The organism is Roseateles sp., from assembly GCF_036404855.1.
In the GTDB taxonomy this organism is placed as follows: domain Bacteria; phylum Pseudomonadota; class Gammaproteobacteria; order Burkholderiales; family Burkholderiaceae_C; genus Pelomonas.
The window spans coordinates 1-22,011 of sequence record NZ_DASWYS010000316.1 but is presented as its reverse complement, the minus strand read 5'-3'; the positions used below and the strand labels follow the sequence as shown (position 1 = coordinate 22,011).

Here is a 22,011-nt window from a genome sequence, read left to right as displayed (position 1 = left end):
TGGTCGCGCCCTTGACCGGGTACTGGATCTTGCCGTTCTCGACCCAGTAGGCCTCACTGGCCGAGAACACGAACTTGCCGCTCGTGATGTCGACTTGGCCACCGCCGAAGTTGGTGGCGTACAGGCCTTTCTTGATGGACGCGACGATCTCCCGAGGATCGTCCTTGCCGCCGAGCATGTAAGTGTTGGTCATTCGCGGCATGGGCACGTGGGCATAGCTCTCGCGGCGGCCATTGCCGGTGGGGGCGGTCTTCATCAGGCGCGCGTTCATCGCATCCTGGATATATCCCTTCAGGATGCCGTCCTCGATGAGCACGTTGCGCTGGCTCGCCGCACCTTCGTCGTCCACGTTCAGCGAGCCGCGGCGGTCGGGGATGGTGCCATCGTCCAGCACCGTCACGCCCTTGGCAGCCACGCGCTGGCCGATGCGGCCGGAGAAGGCACTGGAGCCCTTGCGGTTGAAGTCCCCCTCCAGCCCGTGGCCCACGGCCTCGTGCAGCAGCACGCCGGGCCAGCCGGGGCCCAGCACCACGGTCATCTCGCCGGCCGGTGCGGGGCGGCTGTCGAGATTGGTCAACGCGGCGTGCACGGCCTGATCCACGTAGCTGGCGATCATCTCGTCCGTGAAATAGGCCAGACCGAAGCGCCCGCCGCCACCGCCCGAACCCACCTCGCGGCGCCCGTTGCTCTCGGCAATGACGGTGATGGACAGGCGCACCAGCGGCCGTACGTCGGCCGCCAAGGTGCCATCGGCACGCGCGATCAGCACGACCTCGTGCTCTGCGGCGAGGCCTGCCATGACCTGCGCGACGCGCGGATCCTTGGCGCGGGCCATCTTCTCGGCCCGCTCCAGCAACGCGACCTTGGCCGCACTATCCAGGCTGGCGATGGGGTCGGCCACGCCGTACAACTCGCGGCTGCCGGCGACGCGGCCCTGGCTGGGCACCTTGACCTTCTTGCTCTGGCCCGCTGCGGCAATGGTGCGCACGGTGCGCGCCGCATCCAGCAGCGAATCCAGCGAGATGTCGTCGGAGTAGGCGAAGGCCGTCTTCTCGCCGGCCACGGCGCGCACGCCTACGCCCTGGTCGATGCTGAACGAGCCGCTCTTGACGATGCCCTCCTCCAGGCTCCATCCCTCGGCTCGCGTGGTCTGGAAGTAGAGGTCGGCGTCATCGATCCGGTGCTCGGTGATCAGGCGCAGTGCCTGACTCAGCGAGGCCTCGGTCAGGCCGAAGGGCTCCAGCAATTGCGAGCGGGCGGTGGCCAGGCGGGCCAGGGTGGGTTCGACGGCGATCATGCTGTGATTCTAGGAAGCCTTCCAGGACACGTCCGCTAACAAATCAATTCCTGGCACAGCCTTGCTAGGGATGGCCGGCACGGCAGGGCGCCGCACAGCATGTGCCGTGTCCCGCTTTCACGAAGTCTGGAGCGCCGCATGAAGTCTTTCCTCCTGCCTGCCACGCTGGCCCTGACCGCCGCCGTCGGCCCCGCCCATGGTTACACCCAGGTCGGATCGGGCTACAGCCAGCCCGTCTTCCTGACCGCCCCGGTCGGCGACTCGCGCCTGTTCATCGTCGAAAAGGGGGGGCTCATCAAGACGCAGCTGGGCGGCACCGTTTCGACCTGGTTCGACATCTCGGCCCAGGTCGACACCGGCGGCGAACGCGGCCTGCTGGGCCTGGCCTTCGATCCCGGGTTCGCGAGCAACGGCCACTTCTACGTCGACTACATCGACAAGACCACCCTGAACACCGTCGTCGCCAGGTACACCGTCAACGCCTCGGGCGCGGTCGACCCGGCAAGCGCCAGGACCGTCATCACAGTGGCCCAGCCGGCCGGGCGCAACAACCACAAAGCCGGCTGGATTGGCTTCAGCGCGGCCGACCCAGGACAGCTCTACATTGCCACCGGCGATGGCGGCAGCGCCAACGACCCCGACAACAATGCACAGAACCTGAACACCAACCTCGGCAAGCTGCTGCGCATCACACCGGACGCCGCCGGTGGCTACACGGTACCGGCCGACAACCCCTTTGTAGGCGTGGCTGGCAACGACGAGATCTGGGCCTATGGCCTGCGCAACCCTTACCGCACCAGCTTCGACCGCCTGACGGGCGACCTGTGGATAGGCGACGTGGGCCAGGGCACGCGCGAAGAGGTGGACTTCGCCTCTGCCGCCTCGGGTCTGGGACGCGGCGCCAACTTCGGCTGGCGCGTGCGCGAAGGCACGGTCGCCACACCGGGCATCAGCGACCCGGTGCCGCCCAATCTCACCGAGCCCGTGTTCGACTACGGCCGCGCCATGGGCGGCACCGTCATCGGTGGCTACGTCTACCGAGGTGGAGCCGATGCGGGCTTGGAAGGCACGTACGTCTTCGGCGACTTCGTCACCGGCGGTATCTGGAGCCTGAGCGGTGGCACGGCGACGCCGTTGTCCACGCCCTTCAGCGGCTTCACGCTCACCAGCTTCGGTGAAGGCGGCGACGGTGCCCTCTACGCCGTGGGCATCGACGGGAACATCTATCTGCTGGCTGCAGCGGTGCCCGAGCCCCCCTCGGCCGCGCTACTGCTTCTGGGGCTGGCCGCCAGCGGCCTGCTCATTCGTCGTCGCCGCGCTTGAGCTTCAAGCCAGCGTCGTACAGCCGGTTGCGCGGCGCACCGCTGATCTGCGCGGCCAGCGCCACCGCCTGCTTCAGTGGCAGATCTGCCGCCAGCAGCGCCAGCACGCGCAAAGCCTCGGCGGGCAGTTCATCGTCCGCCGCAGCCGCGGGCACGTGGGCATGCAGCACAAGGACGAATTCGCCGCGCTGGCGCAGCGCGTCCTCGGCCAACCAGGCCGGCAGCGTCGCGGCTTCGGCAGTGTGGACGGTCTCGAACTGCTTGGTCAGCTCGCGGCAGACCGTCACGCGGCGCGCGGGCGCCAGTTCGGCCAGCAGCGTCACCAGCTCGACGATGCGGTGCGGCGCCTCGAAGACGAGCTGGCTCTGCCCCTCGACGGCCAGCAGCTTCTGAAGCGCCGTGCGGCGCTCGCCGGCCTTGGTCGGCAGGAAACCGGCAAACGCGAAGCCCGTCGCCGCGGTGTCGCCGGCCACGCTGAGCGCGGTCACCGCGCTGCTGGGCCCCGGCAGCGGCAGCACGCGGTACCCGGCCGCCACCACCTCCCGCACGAGCACGGCACCGGGATCGGAGATGGCCGGCGTGCCGGCATCCGACGCATAGGCCACGCGCTCGCCCGCCGCCAGCCGCGCCAGCACCTGGGCGCTGGCCTCACGCTCGTTGTGTTGGTGCAGCGCAATCAGTGGCTTGTGCAGGCCGAGGTGGCGCAGCAGCGAGCCGCCCTGGCGCGTGTCCTCGCAGGCCAGGGCATCGGCAAAACCGAGCAGATGGATGGCACGCAGGCTCAGGTCCGCCAGATTGCCGATCGGCGTCGCGACGAGATAGAGCGTGGCGGCCGGATATTGCTGGCCGCCGGCCGCGGCCAGGGCTGCCTGGCGAAGCAGGGAGGCGTCAATGTTCAACGGAGGCTTTCGATCAAGCGTGCCGAGGCGGGCGGCGGGCGAAGCTGCGGCGCAGCCCGCCTGCCAGGCGCGGGCTGCGCCTTCTGGAGCGGAATTATCGAGTCGCCGCCGGTCCCGGGCCCCGCGACGGCGAGGCGGCCCTGATCCTCCTCGCTGCGATGGCCTCCCCGTGCTCATGAAGCCGCGTGCCGGCGCGCTCACGTTGCACGGCGATGCCCAGCGCGCACCGCCGCGCCCCACCGGACCGCCAACCTGCCCATTCGACGTCGTCGCCATCGACGGCAACAACCTCGATGGGCCCCAGAACGCTTTCGATGCGGGTTGACCCTATCATTCGTGCCGCATGATTGAACAACGCATCCAGCAGCAGTTCTTCGAAAGCGCCGACCTGCTGTACCAAGCCGCCGAGCAACTGGCGCGTCCCCTGGCAATGGCCGCGCAGATGGTGGTGGACGCCATCACCGGCGGCAACCGCATCCTCTGCGCCGCCCAGGGCCTCGCAAGCATGGAGGCCGACTACCTGGCGGCCCGCTTGGCGGGCCGCTTCGAGCAGGAGCGCCCCGGCCTGGCTGCATGGAGTCTCGCGGCCCAGGCCCGCGACGCCGCCGGGCTGGATCTGGCCCGCCTGCTCCAGGCCCACGGCCATCCGGGCGACGTGCTCGTCATGATCGAGCCGCTGCGCGAGCAGCGCGACGCCTGGCAGCCGGCCCTAGCGGTGGCCCACGCCCAGGAGATGAGCATCATCGCGCTGACCGCCCAGCCGCCCGGCGCGATGGACGAATGGCGGGGCCTGCTGCAGGACACCGACATCCAGATTCGTGTCAGCCACGGCCGCGAGCCGCGCGTTGTCGAAGCCCAGCGTGTGCTGCTGCATGCGCTGGCCGATGCCGTCGATCTGCAACTGCTCGGCAGCGACGAATAACCTTCCTGATGGGATCCCGATGAAGAAGCTCACCCTCACTCTGACCGCCGCCGTCCTCGCCAGCACGCTTGCCACGGGCTGCGCGCCGCTGCTGATCGGTGGCGCGATGGTCGGCACGGTGCAGGTCGCCACCGACCGCCGCACCTCGGCCACGCAGCTTGAAGACCAGACCATCGAGCTCAAGGCCGGCGCGCGCATCCGCGAGCAGCTGGGTGACCGCGTCCACATCAACGTCAACAGCTACAACCGCGTCGCGCTGATCACCGGCGAGGCCCGCAACGAGTCGGACCGCGCCGAAGTCGAGCGAATCGTCGGCAGCGTCGAGAACGTCACGAAGGTCATGAACGAGGCGGCTGTGACGATGCACAGTTCGCTGAGCACCCGCTCCAACGACGTGGTCATTCAGGGCAAGATCAAGGCCCAGCTCATCGACGCACGCGACTTGCTGAGCAATGCCTTCTACGTCGTTGTCGAACGCGGCGAGGCCTTCCTGATGGGCCGCGTGACCGAGCGCGAAGCCGATCGCGCGACCGAGATCGCGCGCCAGGTCGGTGGCGTCAAAAAGGTGGTTCGGGCGTTCGAGATCATTAGCGAGGAAGAGCTCGCCCGCATCACGCCAAAGAAGCAGTAATCCCTCGTGCCGGCCGGAGAGGGCCTGTCGGGCCTTGCGGACTGCATTGCGGCTTGAGCCACTGCCGTTCGGAAGGCCCGGCGCGCCCTCCAGCAGAGCCGGGGCCCGGCCCGCAGGGGCGCGCCGAGCAGCGCGCCCGACTCCAACGCTCAGAGTCGCTTGATGAGGCTGGAAGTGTCCCAGCGGTTCCCGCCCAGCGCCTGTACGTCGGCGTAGAACTGATCCACCAGGGCCGTCAAAGGCAGCCGCGAGCCATTGCGACGCGCCTCGTCGAGCACGAGGCCGAGGTCCTTGCGCATCCAGTCGACCGCGAAACCGAAGTCGAACTTGTCCTCGACCATGGTCTTGCCGCGATTGTCCAACTGCCAGCTCTGTGCTGCCCCCTTGCCGATGACCTCCAGCACCTGGATCATGTCCAGGCCGGCGTTCTGTCCGAATCGAACCGCCTCGGACAGCCCCTGCACGACACCGGCGATGCAGATCTGGTTGACCATCTTGGCCAGTTGGCCGGAGCCCGGCCCGCCCAGCAGCGTCACCGCCTTGGCGAATGCCAGCGCGATGGGTCTGGCGATCTCAAAGGCAGCCACGTCGCCGCCGCACATGACCGTCAGCGCGCCGTTGACGGCGCCAGCCTGGCCGCCGGAGACCGGGGCGTCGATGAAAGCCACGCCGCGCCGGGCGGCTTCGGCGTGCAGTTCGCGGGCCACGGCCGCCGAGGCGGTGGTGTGGTCCACGAAGACAGCGCCCGAGGTCAGTCCGGCCAGCGCGCCGGCTTCGCCCAGCACGACCGAGCGAAGGTCGTCGTCGTTGCCCACGCAGCAGAACACCAGCTCCGCGCCCTGGACAGCCCCGGCCGGCGTCGGTGCGAAGGCACCGCCATACTCCTTCACCCAGGCCTCGGCCTTGGCCACGGTACGGTTGTAGACCGTGACCTGATGGCCGGCGCGCGCAAGGTGGCCGGCCATGGGATGGCCCATGACGCCCAGGCCCAGGAAGGCGACGCGGCGGGCAGAAACGGGGTCGTAGCTGCGAGTGCTCATGTTCAGAGGATGGTCAGGTGTTCGGTACCGGACGATAGATCACCGGAACGGGCGCGCTCGCTGTTGAGCTTGATCTGCAGGCGCAGGTCGTTGACCGAGTCGGCGTTGCGCAACGCGTCCTCGTAGGTGACCTTGCCGGCCTCGTAGAGATCGAACAGCGCCTGGTCAAAGGTCTGCATGCCCTGCTCGCGCGAGCGCTTCATCAGTTCCTTGATCTCGCTGATCTCGCCCTTGAAGATCAGGTCGGAAATCAGCGGCGAGTTCAGCAGGATCTCCACCGCCGCGACGCGTCCCTTGCCCTCGCGGCGTGGCAGCAGCCGCTGGCTGACCAGGGCGCGCAGATTCAGCGACAAGTCCATTAGCAGTTGCTGGCGGCGGTCTTCGGGGAAAAAGTTGATGATGCGGTCCAGCGCCTGGTTGGCGCTGTTGGCGTGCAACGTGGCCATGCACAGGTGGCCGGTCTCGGCGAAAGCCACCGCATGCTCCATGGTCTCGCGGTCGCGCAGCTCCCCCATCAGGATGACGTCGGGTGCCTGGCGCAGCGAGTTCTTCAGCGCGGCCTCCCAGCTGTCTGTGTCCAGACCCAGCTCACGCTGCGTGACGATGCAGTTCTTGTGCGGATGCACGAATTCGATCGGGTCTTCGATGGTGACGATGTGGCCGTAGGTTGTCTCGTTGCGCTCGTCGATCATCGCGGCCAGCGACGTGCTCTTGCCCGAACCCGTGGCGCCGACGACGATGACCAGGCCGCGCTTGTGCTGCACCACCTCGCGCAGGACCACGGGCAGGTCCAGCGAGGCGATGGTGGGCAGCGTGGACGGGATGGTCCGCAGCACCAGGCCCACCTGGCCCTGCTGAAGGAAGGCGTTGACGCGGAAGCGCCCGATGCCGTGCGGCGAGATCGCGAAGTTGCACTCCTTGGTGCGCTCGAACTCCGCGGCCTGCTTGTCGTTCATGATGGAACGCGCCAATTGCAACGTGTGCTGGCCCGACAGCGGCTGAGGCGACACTTTGGTGAGCTTGCCGTCCACCTTGATGGCCGGCGGGAACTCGGCGGTCAGGAAGAGGTCGGAGCCCTTGCGCGACAGCATCAGCCGCAGCAGGTCGTTGATGAATTTCGAGGCCTGATCGCGTTCCATGGTCGATGTCCTTCGCGATCAGCCGGGGAAGTTTTCCGGGAACTTCGCCTTGGCCCTCGCCTCGGCCGGCGAAATGATGTTTCGGCGGACGAGGTCGGTCAGGTTCTGGTCCAGCGTCTGCATGCCTTGTGAGTTGCCGGTCTGGATGGACGAGTACATCTGAGCCACCTTGTTCTCGCGGATTAGGTTGCGAATGGCCGAGGTGCCCAGCATGATCTCGTGGGCCGCGACGCGGCCGGTGCCGTCCTTGAGCTTGCACAGGCTCTGCGAAATGACCGCGACGAGGGACTCCGACACCATTGCACGCACCATCTCCTTCTCGGCTGCGGGGAAGACGTCGACGATGCGGTCCACGGTCTTGGCTGCGGACGAGGTGTGGAGCGTGCCGAACACCAGATGGCCCGTCTCGGCGGCGGTCAGCGCAAGGCGAATGGTCTCCAGGTCACGCATTTCGCCGACGAGCACGCAGTCCGGGTCTTCGCGAAGTGCCGAGCGCAGCGCGTTGCTGAAGCTGTGCGTGTGCGGGCCGACTTCCCGCTGGTTGATCAGACTCTTCTTGGACTCGTGCACGAACTCGATCGGGTCCTCGATGGTGAGGATGTGGCCGTACTCGTTCTCGTTCAGGTGGTTGATCATGGCTGCGAGCGTGGTGCTCTTGCCCGAACCCGTGGGGCCGGTGACGAGCACCATGCCACGCGGCTTCAGCGCCAGATCGGCAAAGACCTTGGGCGCAGCCAGTTGCTCCAGCGACAGGATCTTGCTCGGAATGGTCCGGAACACGGCGCCCGCACCGCGATTCTGGTTGAAGGCGTTGACGCGGAAGCGCGCCAGGCCCTGGATCTCGAAGGAAAAGTCGACCTCCAGCGTCTCCTCGTACACCTTGCGCTGGGAGTCGTTCATGATGTCGTAGACCATGTCGTGGACCGCGCGGTGGTCCAAGGCCTCGACATTGATGCGGCGCACGTCACCGTGCACCCGGATCATCGGCGGCAGGCCGGCCGAAAGGTGCAGGTCCGACGCCTTGTTCTTGACCGAGAATGCCAGCAGCTGAGTGATGTCCATGGTGTGCAGTGGAGTCCTCGTTTCATTATGGCGATCTCCGACTCCCTGCAAGCCACCAAAAACCGCATTGCTGCGGCATGTGTCTCAGCCGGCCGTGCGCCCGATGCGGTCCGCCTGCTGGCCGTAAGCAAGACTTTCCCGGCCTCCGCCGTGCGTGAGGCCTTCGCTGCGGGTGCCCAGGCCTTCGGCGAGAACTACGTGCAGGAGGGTCTGGCCAAGATCGAGGCGCTGATCGATTTGCGCAGCCAGCTCGAATGGCATCTGATCGGCCCGCTGCAGTCCAACAAGACCCGACCCGTGGCCGAACAGTTCGACTGGGTGCACAGCGTGGACCGGCTCAAGACCGCCCAACGTCTGTCCGAGCAACGACCGACCGGACTGCCGCCGTTGAATGTCTGCCTGCAGATCAACATCAGCGGCGAGGCCAGCAAGAGCGGCCTGCTCCCGGCCGAAGCGGTGCCCTTGGCCCGCCAGGTGGCCACCCTGCCCAGGCTGAGGTTGCGTGGGTTGATGGCCATCCCCGAGCCCGGCCCCGAAGCCGCCGCCCAGCATCGCGCGATGGCCGACCTGTTCGACGCGCTGAAGGCCGAGGGGCTGGCCGTGGACACCCTGTCCCTGGGCATGAGCGCCGACCTGGAGGCCGCCATCGCGGCAGGTTCCACCATGGTGCGCGTCGGCACGGCGGTATTCGGCACGCGGTGAAGGAAGCCGCGCCGCGCTACCGTCAACTGGCCGATGACATCGCCGGCCTGATCCGCAGCGGTGCGCTGCGCCCCGGCGACAGGCTGCCCTCCGTGCGCCAGACGCGGGCCAGTCGCGGCTGCAGCGCCGCCACGGTGTTCCATGCCTATCACCTGCTGGAGTCGCGCGGCTTGGTGCGCGCCGCGGAGCGGTCCGGCTATTTCGTCGCGCCTGCCGCGCCGCCACCACCCGCACCCCGCGAACGCGCGCCGCAGCCGGTGGCCGTCAGCGAGATGGTGTTCCAGTTGCTGGGGACCGGCCGTCATGAAATCCTCGCGCCCCTGGGCTCAGCCTTCCCCAGCCCCTCGCTGTTTCCGCTCGACGCGCTGCGCCGGGCGTTGACCGCGGGCAACCGTCACATCAGTCCGACAGAGCTGACCCAGCAGTTGCCGGGTGGCCACGCGAGCCTGCGACGGCAGATTTCGCTGCGATATCTGCGCCTTGGCCTGAGCATTCCGCCTGATGAGATCGTGCTGACCGACGGTGCGCTTGAGGGCTTGAACTTGTCGCTGCAGTTGCTGACCCGGCCCGGCGACGCGGTGCTGATCGAGTCACCCGGCTTCTACGCGGCGCTCCAGGCGCTGGAGCGGTTGGGCCTGCGCGCCGTCGAGGTGCCTGCCGACCCGGCCGAAGGTGCCTGCCTGGACGCCATGGCCGCTGCCATAGCGCGCCACGCGCCCAGGGCATGTTGGTTGATGACCAGCTTCTCCAACCCGACCGGCAGCCTGATGCAGCCGGAGAAGAAGCGCGCCCTGGTAGCGCTGCTGGAGCACCATGGCATCCCGCTGATCGAGGACGACGTCTACGCCGAACTGCCCCACGAGGGCGGCCCGCCGCTGCCGGCCAAGGCTTATTCGACGCGTGGCGAGGTACTGCATGCCGGCTCGTTCGCGAAGACGCTGGCGCCGGGCTATCGCGTCGGCTGGGTCGCGGCCGGGCGCTACGCACCGGCACTGTTGCGCGCCAAGCTCAGCCAGAGCCTGTCGGGCTCCTGGCCGGCCCAGGCCGCCGTCGCGCACTACCTCGCCGGCGGCGACTACGACCGCCACCTGCGCGCGCTACGCCGGGCGCTCGCCGAGCAGCAACGGGCGCTGCGGGCGGCGGTGCTGCATCATTTCCCCGCCGGCACGCGAGTCACCCGGCCGCTGGGCGGCTACTTCGTCTGGGTGGAGTTGCCCGCGGGGCATGACAGCCTGGCCCTGCACCGCGCCGCGCTGGCCGAGGGCATCAGCCTGGCGCCCGGCCCCCTGTTCTCAGTCGGTGGCGACTTCCGGGCCTGCCTGCGCCTGAACGGCGGCCAGCCCTGGACGCCCACGCTGGCCCGCGCCATCGCGCGGCTGGGCGAACTGATACGGTCGCAATCCGCTTGATCTGCTCCTTACGTGGCGCCATCCATCCAGGCAAGATGACACTCATGCTCCGCCTCGCCTGCCTGCTCGCCGCACTGCTGTGCCTTCCCGCCGCGGCCCAGCCCGTGCCCGAAGCGCAGCGTGTTGTGCCGGACACCCTGGCGCAGCGGGCGCTGGCCTGCACCGGCTGCCACGGCAAGGAGGGCCGCGCCGCACCGGACGGCTACTACCCACGCCTGGCCGGCAAGCCGGCTGGCTATCTCTACAACCAGTTGCTCAATTTCCGCGACGGGCGGCGCGACTACGGCCTGATGAGCGAGCTGATCGCACCGCTGTCCGATTCCTACCTGAAGGAGCTGGCCGGCCATTTCGCGTCGCTGGACCTGCCCTACCCACCACCGCAGCGGCCCACGCTGCCCGCACCGGAACTCGCGCGCGCCGAGCAGTTGATCCGCCACGGCGACGCAGCCCGCCACCTGCCCGCCTGCACCGCCTGCCACGGAGAACGTCTGACCGGTACCCAGCCCGCCGTGCCCGGCCTGCTGGGTCTGTCGCGCGACTACCTCAACGGCCAGCTCGGCGCCTGGCGCAGCGGCCAGCGTCATGCGCAAGCCCCCGACTGCATGGCCGGCATCGCCAAGGCGCTGTCGGCGGAAGAGATCAACGCGATGACGCAGTTCCTCGCCGGTCAGCCGGTGCCGACTGACCCGCACCCCGCTCCCGCACTGGCGGCGCCGGCACCGGTACGCTGCGGGGGGCTGACCCCATGAAGCGCCTCCTGACGGTCTTCATCGTGCTGGCCGCCCTGTTGGTGGGTGCCGCCTTCGCGCTGCTGGCGTGGCAGCGCAGCGTGGGTGACGCCGCCCCCGCCTCCACAACACCGGTCAGTTTGGAGCGCGGCGGCTACCTCGCGGCCATCGGCAACTGCGCCGGCTGCCACACGGCGCGCGGCGGCTCGCGGCTGGCCGGCGGCCGGCCCATCCCCACGCCCTTTGGCACCGCCTTCTCCACCAATCTCACGTCCGACGCCACCGGCCTCGCCGGCTGGAACGCCGACGACTTCTGGCGCGCCATCCACCTGGGCGTCAGCCGCGACGGCCGGCTGCTGTTGCCGGCCCACCCGATCACGAACACGACGCGCATCACGCGAGAGGACGCAGACGCCCTGCATGCCTGGCTGCAAGCCCAGCCTGCAGTGGCTGCTCCCCGCCGCGCTCACGAACTGCGCTGGCCCATGAACAGTGCGCTGGGCGCGCAGGTCGCCGTGGCAGCCTGGCGGGCGCTGCACTTCCGGCCCGGCATCTACCAGCCCGAGCCTGCCCAAGACGCCGTGTGGAACCGGGGCGCCTACCTGACCCAGGGTCTGGCCCATTGCAGCGCCTGTCATTCCGGTCGGAACGTGCTGGGCGGCGACGACGGCCCGGCAGACTTCCGCGGCGGCCTGCTGGCCGGCCTGGGCTGGGTGGCGCCCTCCCTTTACGACCCGGCGGAGGCCGGTGTGCAGCGCTGGTCCGACGCCACGCTGCAGCGCTGGCTGCGGGACGGCCATGCCGACGGCCACACCGCCCAAGGTCCGATGGCTGAGGTCGTCCTCGGCAGCACTGCCGCGATGAACGACGCCGACCTCGCCGCCATGAGCCGCTATCTTCGCGACCTACCTCAGCAGTCGGTCGCCCGGCCCGAGCCGGCCCGGCCCGATGCGCGCCGCCGCGAGCGCGGCGCCGGCCTCTACCGCGAGCATTGCGCGGCCTGCCATGGCGCCCAGGGTGAGGGCCGACGCGACGACAGCGGCGCGCTGGCCTACCCGGCACTGGCCGGCAGCCGCCTCGTGACCCAGGCCAGCGCGGCCAATTTGATTCGCGTGATTGAGCGTGGCGGCTTCGCGCCGGCCACGCCCGGCCATCCTCGCCCTTACGGCATGCCCCCCTTTGCCGGGCTGCTCGACGCCGAAGAGCTGGCCGCCCTGACCAGTTATCTGCGCGGCGCCTTCGGCCACGCGGGCGGCGACGTCGATGCCGTCGAGGTGCTCAGGCTGCGCGCCGCCGCGGCTCGGCGCTGAGCCGGCCTGGATCGAGGCCTTTCGCCCCCCCGCGGGCGACTCGAAACGGCTCCCGACGGGTGCTGACAAGCCCCGGGGCGCGGGGAGCGACGTGAACGACTTCACGCAAGCTTCCCGCAGTCATGAAGCAAATGGTCACAGGTCGCGACACACTGCGCGCCGGCCCCTGGGTAGGGCCGTAAAAACAAGGCCGCGAGGCCTACAGTCGTCGTCGGATTCAAGAGCGGCAGATCGCCGCCTATACCCGAGATCACCGGACAAGGACCTGAATCGCATGAACTTCCTGACCCAACTGCGCATCGGCCAGCGCCTTTTCGTGAGCTTCAGCCTACTGATCGTGCTGCTGGTCGCCATCGGCTTCTACGGCGCCAAGAACGCCAACGACCTGGCAAAGGACCTGGACCGCACCGCGAACTCCAGCCTTGTGAAGATCGGTGCGGCCAACGGGCTCGAGAATCAGGTCAACATCATCTCGCGCGCCGTGCGGGACCTGTTGCTGCTGGACACCGCCGGTGCCATCAAGAAGCAGAAGGCCGCCATCGCTGCCGCAACCGAGGAAGCTGAGAAGCAGCTCACGGGCCTGGAGGCCGCCGTCGCCGGCGACCAGGAGAAGGCCGTCGTGAGCGAAGTTCGGGAGCGCAAGACCAAGTTCCTGGCCGCGCTGGAGAAGTTCCAGAAGATCCAGGCCGATGGCAGCCCTGACGAGGCCCGCGAAAGCCTGATCACTGACCTGCGCCCCGCCCAGACCGCGCTGCAAGACGACCTGAAGAAGCTCGTCGACATGCAGTTCGACAGCGGCAAGGAACTCGCCACTAAGGGCGGCGAGGTGGCACGCACCTCGGTCGTGGTGACTGCCATTCTGGTCCTCGTCGCCGTGGCGCTGGGCTTTGGCGGCTTCCTCGTGATCTCGCGCTCCATCGTCGGGCCGGCCCGCCAGGCCCAGGCCGCCGCCGAAGCCATCCGCGCCGGTGACCTGACCCAGGACATCCAGGTCGATGGCCGCGACGAGCTGAGCCAGATGTTGCAGGCCATGAAGGACATGCAGACCGCGCTGTCCGGCGTGGTTCGCGACGTGTCCACCGCCGCCAGCGAAGTGGCTCAGAACTCCGGCTCCATCGCCGACAGCAACACCAATCTGGCCGACCGCACGACGCGCTCCGCCGCCAGCCTGCAGAACACGGCCGCGTCCGTCGAGCAGATCGCCTCCACGCTCAAGGGCGCCAGCGAACTGACGCGCCGCGCCGCCGGCATCGCCGTGACGGCCCGCCAGTCGGCCAGCAACGGCGGCGCCGTGGTCTCCAAGGTCGTCGAGACCATGGAAGAGATCAGCGCCAGCTCCAAGAAGATCGGCGACATCATCGGTGTGATCGACGGTATCGCCTTCCAGACCAACATCCTGGCGCTGAACGCTGCCGTCGAGGCCGCCCGCGCCGGCGAGCATGGCCGCGGCTTCGCGGTCGTCGCCTCGGAGGTCCGCGCGCTGGCCCAGCGCTCGGCGGGTGCCGCCAAGGAGATCAAGGTGCTGATCCAGGAGTCGACCGTCAAGGTCGAAAACGGCACCACCCTGGTCAACAACGCCGGCGTCACCATCCGCAGCGTCGTCGACGAGGTGAACAACATGGGCCAGCTGATCGAGGAGATCTCGCACTCGGCCCAGGAGCAGGCCACCGGCGTCACCGTCGTCAACGGCGCGATGAGCGAGCTGGACAAGGCCACGCAGCAGAACACCAGCCTGGTTGGCGAGCTCAGCCGCTCGGCCGACGCGCTGCGCGACAGCTCCACCCGCCTGATCGAAGCGGTCGGTTTCTTCCGCGCCGCCTGAACCCACAACCCTTCACTTGCCGAGGCTTGCCATGTCCATTCTGCGTTCCGTCACCGTCCTCGCCGCCAGCCTGATGCTGGCCCTGGCCGCCCAGGCCACGCCCAAGATCGTCAAGAAGGTTCCGCCCGACTTCCCGGCCGAAGCTTCGAAGAAGGGCATCTCCACGGGATCGGTCAAGGCCAAGCTCATCATCGAAGCCGACGGCAAAGTCAGCGACGTCGAAATCCTCGAGGCCGAGCCCAAGCGGGTCTTCGACCGTGCCGTCAAGTCGGCGCTGATGGAGTGGAAGTTCGAGCCGGGCGAGAAGGGCACCCACGAAGTCAAGCTCGTCTTCAAGAACGAGGACTGAGACTGGACGGAGGACAAGCCCTGCCCTTGTCCGACACCTCTTGAAGGCCGTGCGGCATGACGCCGCATGGCAACGCCGCCGCGGCGTTTCTCGACGGGGAGCACAGCCGGCATCGCCGGCTGGCATGCCGTGGGACCCAGGCCTAGCGGCGCAACGCCGGCGGCACGTCCTGGTTCGGCGCCGGATGCCACCAGCGCATGCCGCCCAGCACCAGCATTACCGTCACGACGGCGCCTCCGGCCACCAGGCCCAGGCGCCGTTTCCTTTGTGCCTGACGAGCGCGAACACGGCCGCCGCTGGCCGCTTCGCGCAGGGCCGGACTGAGCTGGGGCCGCGACAGACGGCGCAAATTGACGGCCTGCTTGCGGCCGTCACGCCCGGTCACAATTTCGAAACTGAGCCGCTCGTCCAGTCGGGCGCCTTCTCCGTCCGTGGGGAAGGCCGCCAAGCCGACAAAGACCTCTTCCCCGCCGCCGGACGGCCGAATGGCGCCGTGACCGACTTCCGGGCTCCATGCGCTCAGCACTCCTTCAAATCTCATATTCACCTCAACGACTCCCCGAATTCTTGGGGAACATGGTGTGGGCCGCCGCAACCGGATGTAAGCCCGACAATGCGCTTTTTGCAAGCCCCCAAACTCGTCAGCGCATGCCCATCAACTGGTTCCCCGGCCATATGAACTCCACCCGCCAAGCGATCAAGGATCGCGTCAAGGCGGGACTGGACGTGGTCATCGAGCTGCTGGACGCGCGCCTGCCCGGCTCCAGCAGCAACCCGCTGCTGGCCGCGCTGACCACCGGCCGTCCGTCGTTGAAGGTGCTGAACAAGCAGGACCTGGCGGACCCCGCCGTCACGGCCGACTGGCTGGCCTTCTACAACGCCCAGCCCCACACCCGTGCCATCGCGCTGGACGCCAGTGACAAATCGCCAGCCCGCGCGTTGATCAAGGCCTGCCGTGAACTGGCGCCGCTGCGTGGCGACCTGCACAAGCCGCTGCGCGTGCTGATCTGCGGCATTCCCAACGTGGGGAAGAGCACGCTGATCAACACGCTGGTGGGCAAGCGCGCCGCCAAGACCGGCGACGAGCCCGGCATCACGAAGACCGAGCAGAAGATCGTCCTGGAGAACGGCTTCTACCTGTTCGACACGCCCGGCATGCTGTGGCCGCGCATCGCCATCGAGCAGAGCGGATACCACCTCGCGGCCAGCGGCGCGATCGGCCGCAACGCCTTCGACGAGGAGGAAGTGGCCCTGGAGCTGATCGCCGTGCTCAAGCGCCGCTATCCCGAACGGCTGCAGGAGCGCTTCGGCCTGGCGGAACTGGGCGCGGACGAGGCCGTGTTGGAGGCCATCGGCGTCAAGCGCGGCGCCAAGGTGCGCGGCGGCGCGGTGCAGATGCACAAGGCCGCCGAAGCGCTGCTGATCGACTATCGACAAGGGCTGCTCGGCCGCATCACGCTGGAAACGCCCGAGGAGATGTCGGCCTGGCGCCACGCCGCCGCCGCCGAAGAGGCACGCAAGGCAGCGCAGGCTGAAGCCGACCGGCTGGCAGACAAGGAACGCCGCAGCGGCAGGCGCAAGGCCGGCAGCGGGGACGCGTGATTCCCCTGGTGTGACCGTCCCGGGGCCCGCCTATGCTGGGTGCCATGACCCGCCTGTCCCTGCTCGATCTCGCCTTCTTCATCGCGGAAAGCGAGGCCAGCCCCAAACATGTGGCGGGGCTGCACATCCATCAGATTCCAAAAGGAGGCAAGGCGGGCTTCGCCCGCCAGCTCTACGCGGATTTCCTGACCCACACGGACGTTCAGCCACCCTTCGACCAGGTCATTCACTTCGTGTCGCCGACGCTGATGCCGCACTGGGGCACGGCCGAGAGCGTGGACCTGGCGCAGCATGTCTTCTTCCACAAACTCGAACGCGGCGCCAATGACCGCGAGGCCCTCTATGCGCTGGCGTCGGAGTTGCACGAGCCGGTGATGGACCGCAGCCGGCCGCTGTGGGAGGTGCACGTCATCGCCGGCCTCTGGAACCGTCAGTTCGCCATCTACTACAAGATGCACCACGCGGTAGCCGACGGCATCACCATGACGCGCTGGGGCGTGGAGTCACTGCGAAGGACGCCGGACGACCTGACGGTCACACCCGTCTGGACGTTTGACCACGTGCACCACGGCGGCCACGGACGCAAGAAGCGATTGGACCAAGCCGTCGCCGGCACGGTCTGGAAGCAGTTGACCGCCAACAGCAAGCGCGCCATCGGCGTCGGCCGGCTCACGGCCATGTTGGCGCTGGAGGCGATCAAGCTGACCAAGAATGCCATCGCCCTGCCCTTCATGGCCAGCGGCGACACGCCCTTCACCGGCAACGCCACGCCCGGCCGCCAGTTCGCGACAGCGGCCGTGCCCATGACCCGCATTGACGCCATCCGCAAGCTGTCGCGCGCCACCCTCAACCACGTCGCGCTGACATGTCTGGACGGCGCCATGCACCGCTACCTGGCCGACGAAGGCATAGCACTGGACCGGCCGATCACCATCCAGATGCCCGTCAACCTGCGGCGCGAAGGCGAGAAGGGTGGCGGCAACAAAATCGGCATCATCCTGGTCGACCTGTCGCCGCCCACCGACGACGCCTATGTGCGGTTGCGCAACGTCGGCTATTCGCTGCGCAACGTGCGGACCATGATCGACGCCGTCACGCCCGAGGCGGTCGAGACCTACACCATCCTGACGGGCCTGCTGGGCCAGATCGCCGGCATGCTCAAGCTGGCGGACGTCGTCACGCCCATGGGCAACACGCTGGTGTCCAACGTACCCGGGCCGGCCGAGCGCCTCTACCTGAAGGGCGCACCACTGCTGGAGATGCACCCGGTCTCGACGCTGCCGGCCACCCACCTCCTCAACATCACGCTGTTCAGCTACGCGGGCACGCTCTACATTGGCCTCATCGCCACTGACGCCCTGCCCAACCTCGGTCGACTGGCCGCCTACGTCGAAGAAGAGATCACGACGCTCGAGGAGGCGGTGGGCATCGCATGAGCTTCAACGCCTATCTCTACGATCACTGCCGTACGCCGCGCGGCAAGGGCAAGCCCGAGGGGGCGCTGCACGCCGCCACGCCCATCTGGCTGGTGCGCACGCTGCTGCAGGCCTTGCGCGAACGCAACCGGCTGGACACGCACCTCGTCGACGATGTCGTGCTCGGCTGCGTGACGCCCATCGCCGAGCAGGGCGGCGACATCGCCCGCATCGCCGTACTCGATGCCGGCTGGGACCAGTCGGTTGCAGGCGTCACGCAGTCGCGCTTCTGCGCCTCGGGGCTGGAGAGCGTCAACCTCGCCGCGGCCAAGGTGGCGAGTGGCTTCGAGCGGCTGGTCGTCGCCGGCGGCGTGGAGAGCATGAGCCGTGTGCCCATGGGCAGCGATGGCGGCGCCTGGATGCTGGATGCACGCGTCGTCGATGCCATCGGCTTCGTGCCCCAGGGCATCAGCGCCGACCTGATCGCGACGCTGGAGGATTTTTCACGCGAGGCGCTGGATGCCTATGCCGCCCAATCGCACCGGCGCGCCGCCGCGGCACGCGCGGCCGGCCACTTCCGCCGCGCCGTCGTGCCGGTGCACGACGGCGCGGGCACGCTGCTGCTGGCCGAGGACGAGACCATACGCCCGCAGACAACGCCCGACACCCTGGCCGCGCTGCACCCGAGTTTCGTCAAGCTGGGTACCAAGTTCGACGCCCTGGCCTTGCGCAAGTATCCGCAGGTACAGACGATCGCGCACCGCCACCACGCCGGCAACTCATCGGGCATCGTCGACGGCGCGGCGCTGGTACTGGTGGGTTCAAAGGCTGGTGGCGAAGCAGCCGGGCTCAGGCCCCGCGCCCGCATCCGCGCCGCGGCGGTGACAGGCAGCGAGCCCACCCTCATGCTGACGGGCACGACTCCGGCCTGCCTGAAGGCACTCAAGCAGGCTGGCATGGAACCGAGCGACATCGACCTCTGGGAGATCAACGAAGCCTTCGCCGCCGTGCCCATGAAAACGGCGCGCGACCTCGGCCTGGACCCGGACCGCGTCAACGTGAACGGTGGCGCCATCGCGATGGGCCATCCGCTGGGGGCGACCGGCGCGATGCTGCTGGGCACCCTGCTCGACGAGCTGGAGCGGCGCGACCTTCAGACCGGCGCCGTGACCCTGTGCGTGGGCGGCGGCATGGGCATCGCTACCGTCATCGAGCGCGTCTGATCACAAGCGGAACCAACCACCGATGCGCAGATGCCAGCGCCCGCCGCGGTTCTCCCAGCGGTTGGGCTCATAGCGATAGCCGGGGCGCGGGCGCTCGTAGTAGCCCGGCACCCATTGGTGACGCCCGCCGCGCCAGCCCCAGTAACCACCGATCCAAACTGCGCCCGGGTAGGGCATGACAGGCACGACCTCGGCGTAGGGCGCCGGCGGTGGTGCATCCACGATGACCTCGGACCCGTCGCCATAGCCGCCGCCGTAATAGCCCGCGCGGTGGGCAGGGACCACCACGCATGCCGACAGCAGGGCCGCCAATGCCAGTGCGAGGGTCAGGCCGGCGCGCTTCATCGCCGCGGCCCTTGCTGGCCGTAGTACGGCCCGCCCTGATAACGACCGTCGCCTTGGTAGCGACCGTCCCCCTGGTAGTGGCGGTCATGGTAGTAGCCACCGTGGCGGGGCGGCACGACGATGCAGCCCGACAGCAGGGCCGCGGAAGTGATCAGCGTGAGGGCCAGGGCCAGTCGTTTCATGGGGCAACTCCAGGCCGCAGAAAGCGCGGCCGCCCGCCTCTAACCCTTCGCCACGCCGTCCGGATGACGGACTCACACAGAGTTACTTCGTGGCGAACTGTGTCCGCGGCTTCAGGTGGCGGTCCATCCACGTGATGAAGCGTGCTTCCCAATCGCGCTGGTAGCTGGGCAGTGACAGGCCATGAAACTGCCCCGGGTAGATGACGAGCTGGGTCGGCACACCCAGCATCTTCAAGGCGAGGTACATCTGCTCGCTGCCCGAGATCGGCACGTTGAAGTCTTTCTCTCCGCCGAGGAAGAGCGTCGGCGTCCGGATGCGGTCGGCCCTGAAGAAGGGAGCGGACACCTTGAGCCAGCGCTCGCGCTGCGCCCAGGGCGGTCCCATCTCGCGCTCATACTGCACTGCGTACTGGTCGGTGCCGAACATGCTGAGCTGGTTGGCGCTGCCGGCGCCGCTGACGGCCGCCTTGAAGCGCGTGTCGGCGGCGATCAGCGCATTGGTCAGGATGCCGCCGTAACTCCATCCGCCCACACCCAGGCGCGACGGGTCGGCAACGCCCTGCTTCACCGCCCAATCGACGGCAGCGTGCAGGTCCTGCACCTCCAACCGGCCCCAGTCCGCAAAAATCGCGCGCTGGAACGCCTTGCCGCGACCGCTGCTGCCACGGTAATTGACCAGCAGCACCGCGTAGCCGGCCGCCACCAGGCGCTCGCGCAGCGCGCTGCGGGTGGAGAGTTCCAGCGCGTCCTGGCTGTTCGGACCACCGTGAATGAGCAGCACGGTCGGCAGCGGCACCCCGGCATCGGGCGGCAGCGCCAGCAGCCCGCGCACCTCGGTGCCGTCGGCGCTTTTCGTCGCGAACTCTCGCAGGCGTGACAAGGCCACGCCGCGGCGCCATCCTTCGTGATGAGCCGTCACCGGCCGTGGGCCGGCAGCGTCCAGTACCTGCAGTTCGGCGGGCTGCTGCCAGGCGCTCGCCAGAAAGGCGACGCGGCCGTCTCTCGCCACGCTGGCGTGACTCGCCGAACCCGGGCCGCTGAGCCGCTGGATCTGGCCGTCCACCACCGTGACGCGGGTGAGCCGGCTCTGGCGGTCATCGTCGACGACACCGATCAGGGCTGTGCCGTCCGCGGCCCATGTCAACTGCGGCTGCCAGCCGCGATCCAGCTCCCCGCCCAGCATACGCACCGCGCCGCTGCCGGCGTCGAAGAGGCCGGGACGCCATTGCTGGTAGGCGCCCCACTTCGTCTCGTCCCCGATCGGCAGCGCAATGAAGCGGCCGTCGGGACTCCACGCAGGGCGGGCATCGTTGTCCGTCGTCAGCGTCGCCAGGGCCTGCGCTGCCGCACCTGCCTCGACGGGCATGACAAAGAGGCCGGTCGCCTCGGTGCGGTCGCGCTCCGGCGATCGCCTGCTGAGGAAGGCGAGTTGGCGCCCGTCCGGACTCCAGGCGGGCGCGACTTCGTCGAACTCGCCCTGCGTCAGCGCCTCGAGCCTTCGGCTGGTCAGGTCCAGCAGCTGCAGGTGCTTGCGCCGACCATCGAGATACCCCTCGCGGTCCTGCTTGAAACGGAAGCCGTCTATGACGATGGGCAGCGGCGTCTTGCGCCGCCAGCCCGCGAGCTTCTCGGGGTCCGGCGCCTCCTCCTGAACGACGAGGACCGCCCGGCCGCCATCAGGCGAGACGGCATAGTCCTCGACGCCACCCCTGAGGTCGGTCAGCGGCTCGGCTTCACCGCCGGCGAGCGCCAGGCGCCACAGCTGCGCACCCTTCTTCTTGTCATCGTCGCTGCCGCGCGCAGCGAGGAAAACAATGGCCGCCCCCTCCGGGCCGATCCAACGCGGCTTGCCGCCGATGTCGCCACTGAAGGTCAGCCGCCGCGGCGTGCCGCCCGCGGTCGTCGGCGCCAGCCACAGGTCGGTCTGGTACTTGTCCTTGGCCAGGTCAGCCACCCGCAGGGCATAGACCACCCAACGCCCGTCGGGCGAAATCTCGGGTTCGACAAGGCGTTGCAGGCTGTTCGCGGCCTCGGCGTCGAAGGGCCGGGCGACGGACTGCGCGTGCGCCGCGGCCTGCGTCAGAACAAGGGCGGTGAAGAGAAACAGCAGTCGTCTCATTTCGATGGTGGCAGGTGTTCGGACTCGCAGTATCTTGCGGCGCCTCAGGGCTGATCGTCCCACCGGGACCTGTCTCTCCGCCGGGCCGCAGCGTTGGTCGAGCGTGCCACCGCCCCCTGCGGCAATGAGCAGCTCGCCGTGGCGCCGGACCAAGACGTGATCTGAGCCCACAAGGAGCAGGTGGTCTCCAAGCTGGAATGCCGCCGCGTGCTGCACAAGGGAAGCGAATGCGCCGACGCGGCCTCCATTGACACCCGTCGGGCCGACGCTGCCACACGCGGCGGCAGAGGAGCTGGCTCAGCGCGACTCTCGCAACACGGCGACCAGCGCCACCATGCCAGCCGCCAGCACTGCGGCCGTCAGCCACAGCGCTGCGTCGAAGCTGCCGCTGGCCTCCACCATACGGCCGGTGAGCGCAGGCGCGCTGATCTGCGCGACGCCATAGCTCAGCGTGAGCCGTGCCATCGCTTTACCGGGGTTGGCGGGCGAGCGC

General features: G+C 68.6%; 23 protein-coding genes. 13 read left to right on the top strand and 10 right to left on the bottom strand.

Features of this window, described 5'->3' with window-relative positions:
* The coding region (tldD, locus tag VGF12_RS21370) for a metalloprotease TldD (protein WP_331178069.1) at positions 1 to 1,297 on the bottom strand (1,297 nt) is incomplete at its 3' end.
* Between the two features lie 138 nt (positions 1,298 to 1,435).
* Between tldD and VGF12_RS21365 the strand changes: the two genes are divergently transcribed.
* Positions 1,436 to 2,620 carry a PQQ-dependent sugar dehydrogenase gene (locus VGF12_RS21365; protein WP_331178068.1) on the top strand — a complete coding sequence of 395 codons (1,185 nt, stop codon included), beginning with the start codon at positions 1,436 to 1,438 and terminating at the stop codon, positions 2,618 to 2,620.
* Here VGF12_RS21365 and rsmI read toward each other — a convergent pair.
* The gene (gene rsmI, locus VGF12_RS21360) at positions 2,598 to 3,518 is read right to left on the bottom strand and encodes a 16S rRNA (cytidine(1402)-2'-O)-methyltransferase (protein WP_331178067.1); all 921 of its coding nucleotides are present in this window, start codon (positions 3,516 to 3,518) and stop codon (positions 2,598 to 2,600) included. The genes VGF12_RS21365 and rsmI overlap by 23 nt on opposite strands.
* A 175-nt stretch (positions 3,519 to 3,693) precedes the next feature.
* Here rsmI and VGF12_RS21355 point away from each other — a divergent pair, with 175 nt between their 5' ends.
* Genes VGF12_RS21355 through VGF12_RS21345 form a run of 3 tightly spaced genes read left to right on the top strand, consistent with a single transcriptional unit; the run spans position 3,694 to position 5,071 of the window.
* Positions 3,694 to 3,843 (top strand): hypothetical protein, encoded by a 150-nt coding sequence (locus VGF12_RS21355; protein ID WP_331178066.1) that lies wholly within the window; start codon positions 3,694 to 3,696, stop codon positions 3,841 to 3,843.
* 18 nt (positions 3,844 to 3,861) lie between these two features.
* A complete protein-coding gene (locus VGF12_RS21350; RefSeq protein WP_331178065.1) occupies positions 3,862 to 4,440 on the top strand; it encodes an SIS domain-containing protein in 579 nt (192 codons plus the stop codon).
* Positions 4,441 to 4,459: 19 nt separating this feature from the next.
* Complete coding sequence (locus VGF12_RS21345) at positions 4,460 to 5,071, top strand: BON domain-containing protein (RefSeq protein ID WP_331178064.1); 612 nt, start codon at positions 4,460 to 4,462, stop codon at positions 5,069 to 5,071.
* Between the two features lie 149 nt (positions 5,072 to 5,220).
* On the opposite strand, the gene VGF12_RS21340 is transcribed toward VGF12_RS21345, so the two are convergent.
* From VGF12_RS21340 to VGF12_RS21330, 3 genes are read right to left on the bottom strand one after another with little or no spacing between them, the layout of a single operon-like run.
* Positions 5,221 to 6,111, bottom strand: a complete 891-nt coding sequence (locus VGF12_RS21340) for an NAD(P)-dependent oxidoreductase (RefSeq protein WP_331178063.1) — start codon at positions 6,109 to 6,111, stop codon at positions 5,221 to 5,223.
* Positions 6,112 to 6,113: 2 nt separating this feature from the next.
* Entirely contained in the window at positions 6,114 to 7,250 is a 1,137-nt protein-coding gene (locus tag VGF12_RS21335; RefSeq protein WP_331178062.1) for a PilT/PilU family type 4a pilus ATPase, read from the bottom strand.
* An 18-nt stretch (positions 7,251 to 7,268) separates the two neighbouring features.
* A complete protein-coding gene (locus tag VGF12_RS21330; RefSeq protein WP_310329499.1) occupies positions 7,269 to 8,312 on the bottom strand; it encodes a type IV pilus twitching motility protein PilT in 1,044 nt (347 codons plus the stop codon).
* 27 nt (positions 8,313 to 8,339) lie between these two features.
* On the opposite strand from VGF12_RS21330, the gene VGF12_RS21325 reads away from it, so the two are divergent.
* From VGF12_RS21325 to VGF12_RS21300, 6 genes are all read left to right on the top strand, one after another.
* Positions 8,340 to 9,014: a YggS family pyridoxal phosphate-dependent enzyme gene (locus VGF12_RS21325; RefSeq protein WP_331178061.1), complete on the top strand. Its 675-nt coding sequence runs from the start codon at positions 8,340 to 8,342 to the stop codon at positions 9,012 to 9,014.
* The gene (locus tag VGF12_RS21320; protein ID WP_331178060.1) at positions 9,011 to 10,423 is read left to right on the top strand and encodes a PLP-dependent aminotransferase family protein; all 1,413 of its coding nucleotides are present in this window, start codon (positions 9,011 to 9,013) and stop codon (positions 10,421 to 10,423) included. The genes VGF12_RS21325 and VGF12_RS21320 overlap by 4 nt, the downstream gene beginning before the upstream one ends.
* Before the next feature lie 35 nt (positions 10,424 to 10,458).
* Positions 10,459 to 11,172, top strand: coding sequence for a c-type cytochrome (locus VGF12_RS21315; RefSeq protein WP_331178059.1), 714 nt, complete (start codon positions 10,459 to 10,461; stop codon positions 11,170 to 11,172).
* Positions 11,169 to 12,461: a cytochrome c gene (locus VGF12_RS21310; RefSeq protein ID WP_331178058.1), complete on the top strand. Its 1,293-nt coding sequence runs from the start codon at positions 11,169 to 11,171 to the stop codon at positions 12,459 to 12,461. The genes VGF12_RS21315 and VGF12_RS21310 overlap by 4 nt, the downstream gene beginning before the upstream one ends.
* Before the next feature lie 274 nt (positions 12,462 to 12,735).
* On the top strand, positions 12,736 to 14,283 hold the full coding sequence (locus VGF12_RS21305; protein WP_331178057.1) for a methyl-accepting chemotaxis protein: 1,548 nt from the start codon (positions 12,736 to 12,738) through the stop codon (positions 14,281 to 14,283).
* 31 nt (positions 14,284 to 14,314) lie between these two features.
* Positions 14,315 to 14,632 carry a TonB family protein gene (locus VGF12_RS21300; RefSeq protein WP_331178056.1) on the top strand — a complete coding sequence of 106 codons (318 nt, stop codon included), beginning with the start codon at positions 14,315 to 14,317 and terminating at the stop codon, positions 14,630 to 14,632.
* Positions 14,633 to 14,774: 142 nt separating this feature from the next.
* On the opposite strand, the gene VGF12_RS21295 is transcribed toward VGF12_RS21300, so the two are convergent.
* Complete coding sequence (locus VGF12_RS21295) at positions 14,775 to 15,173, bottom strand: hypothetical protein (RefSeq protein ID WP_331178055.1); 399 nt, start codon at positions 15,171 to 15,173, stop codon at positions 14,775 to 14,777.
* Between the two features lie 107 nt (positions 15,174 to 15,280).
* On the opposite strand from VGF12_RS21295, the gene ylqF reads away from it, so the two are divergent.
* From ylqF to VGF12_RS21280, 3 genes are read left to right on the top strand one after another with little or no spacing between them, the layout of a single operon-like run.
* Positions 15,281 to 16,234 (top strand): ribosome biogenesis GTPase YlqF, encoded by a 954-nt coding sequence (gene ylqF, locus VGF12_RS21290; RefSeq protein ID WP_331178054.1) that lies wholly within the window; start codon positions 15,281 to 15,283, stop codon positions 16,232 to 16,234.
* A 44-nt stretch (positions 16,235 to 16,278) separates the two neighbouring features.
* Positions 16,279 to 17,670, top strand: coding sequence for a wax ester/triacylglycerol synthase domain-containing protein (locus tag VGF12_RS21285; RefSeq protein WP_331178053.1), 1,392 nt, complete (start codon positions 16,279 to 16,281; stop codon positions 17,668 to 17,670).
* A complete protein-coding gene (locus tag VGF12_RS21280; RefSeq protein WP_331178052.1) occupies positions 17,667 to 18,872 on the top strand; it encodes an acetyl-CoA C-acetyltransferase in 1,206 nt (401 codons plus the stop codon). The genes VGF12_RS21285 and VGF12_RS21280 overlap by 4 nt, the downstream gene beginning before the upstream one ends.
* Here VGF12_RS21280 and VGF12_RS21275 read toward each other — a convergent pair whose 3' ends face one another.
* The 4 genes from VGF12_RS21275 to VGF12_RS21260 form a co-directional block, all read right to left on the bottom strand.
* Complete coding sequence (locus VGF12_RS21275; protein ID WP_331178051.1) at positions 18,873 to 19,217, bottom strand: hypothetical protein; 345 nt, start codon at positions 19,215 to 19,217, stop codon at positions 18,873 to 18,875.
* A complete protein-coding gene (locus VGF12_RS21270; RefSeq protein ID WP_331178050.1) occupies positions 19,214 to 19,399 on the bottom strand; it encodes a hypothetical protein in 186 nt (61 codons plus the stop codon). The genes VGF12_RS21275 and VGF12_RS21270 overlap by 4 nt, the downstream gene beginning before the upstream one ends.
* 82 nt (positions 19,400 to 19,481) lie before the next feature.
* The gene (locus tag VGF12_RS21265; protein ID WP_331178049.1) at positions 19,482 to 21,518 is read right to left on the bottom strand and encodes a S9 family peptidase; all 2,037 of its coding nucleotides are present in this window, start codon (positions 21,516 to 21,518) and stop codon (positions 19,482 to 19,484) included.
* Positions 21,519 to 21,815: 297 nt separating this feature from the next.
* Positions 21,816 to 22,011: YbfB/YjiJ family MFS transporter (locus tag VGF12_RS21260; protein WP_331178048.1), on the bottom strand; the 196-nt coding region annotated here is incomplete at its 5' end.

Bases quoted from the DNA above. Each gene is read 5' to 3' on its own strand.
- VGF12_RS21365 (WP_331178068.1), top strand. From the start codon at position 1,436: ATGAAGTCTTTCCTCCTGCCTGCCACGCTGGCCCTGACCGCCGCCGTC.
- VGF12_RS21345 (WP_331178064.1), top strand. From the start codon at position 4,460: ATGAAGAAGCTCACCCTCACTCTGACCGCCGCCGTCCTCGCCAGCACG.
- VGF12_RS21300 (WP_331178056.1), top strand. From the start codon at position 14,315: ATGTCCATTCTGCGTTCCGTCACCGTCCTCGCCGCCAGCCTGATGCTG.
- VGF12_RS21315 (WP_331178059.1), top strand. From the start codon at position 10,459: ATGACACTCATGCTCCGCCTCGCCTGCCTGCTCGCCGCACTGCTGTGC.
- VGF12_RS21340 (WP_331178063.1), bottom strand. From the start codon at position 6,111: ATGAGCACTCGCAGCTACGACCCCGTTTCTGCCCGCCGCGTCGCCTTC.
- VGF12_RS21265 (WP_331178049.1), bottom strand. From the start codon at position 21,518: ATGAGACGACTGCTGTTTCTCTTCACCGCCCTTGTTCTGACGCAGGCC.
- VGF12_RS21355 (WP_331178066.1), top strand. From the start codon at position 3,694: ATGAAGCCGCGTGCCGGCGCGCTCACGTTGCACGGCGATGCCCAGCGC.
- VGF12_RS21305 (WP_331178057.1), top strand. From the start codon at position 12,736: ATGAACTTCCTGACCCAACTGCGCATCGGCCAGCGCCTTTTCGTGAGC.
- VGF12_RS21280 (WP_331178052.1), top strand. From the start codon at position 17,667: ATGAGCTTCAACGCCTATCTCTACGATCACTGCCGTACGCCGCGCGGC.
- VGF12_RS21285 (WP_331178053.1), top strand. From the start codon at position 16,279: ATGACCCGCCTGTCCCTGCTCGATCTCGCCTTCTTCATCGCGGAAAGC.
- VGF12_RS21330 (WP_310329499.1), bottom strand. From the start codon at position 8,312: ATGGACATCACTCAGCTGCTGGCATTCTCGGTCAAGAACAAGGCGTCG.
- VGF12_RS21350 (WP_331178065.1), top strand. From the start codon at position 3,862: ATGATTGAACAACGCATCCAGCAGCAGTTCTTCGAAAGCGCCGACCTG.
- VGF12_RS21295 (WP_331178055.1), bottom strand. From the start codon at position 15,173: ATGAGATTTGAAGGAGTGCTGAGCGCATGGAGCCCGGAAGTCGGTCAC.
- ylqF (WP_331178054.1), top strand. From the start codon at position 15,281: ATGCCCATCAACTGGTTCCCCGGCCATATGAACTCCACCCGCCAAGCG.
- VGF12_RS21275 (WP_331178051.1), bottom strand. From the start codon at position 19,217: ATGAAGCGCGCCGGCCTGACCCTCGCACTGGCATTGGCGGCCCTGCTG.
- VGF12_RS21335 (WP_331178062.1), bottom strand. From the start codon at position 7,250: ATGGAACGCGATCAGGCCTCGAAATTCATCAACGACCTGCTGCGGCTG.
- VGF12_RS21310 (WP_331178058.1), top strand. From the start codon at position 11,169: ATGAAGCGCCTCCTGACGGTCTTCATCGTGCTGGCCGCCCTGTTGGTG.
- VGF12_RS21325 (WP_331178061.1), top strand. From the start codon at position 8,340: ATGGCGATCTCCGACTCCCTGCAAGCCACCAAAAACCGCATTGCTGCG.
- VGF12_RS21270 (WP_331178050.1), bottom strand. From the start codon at position 19,399: ATGAAACGACTGGCCCTGGCCCTCACGCTGATCACTTCCGCGGCCCTG.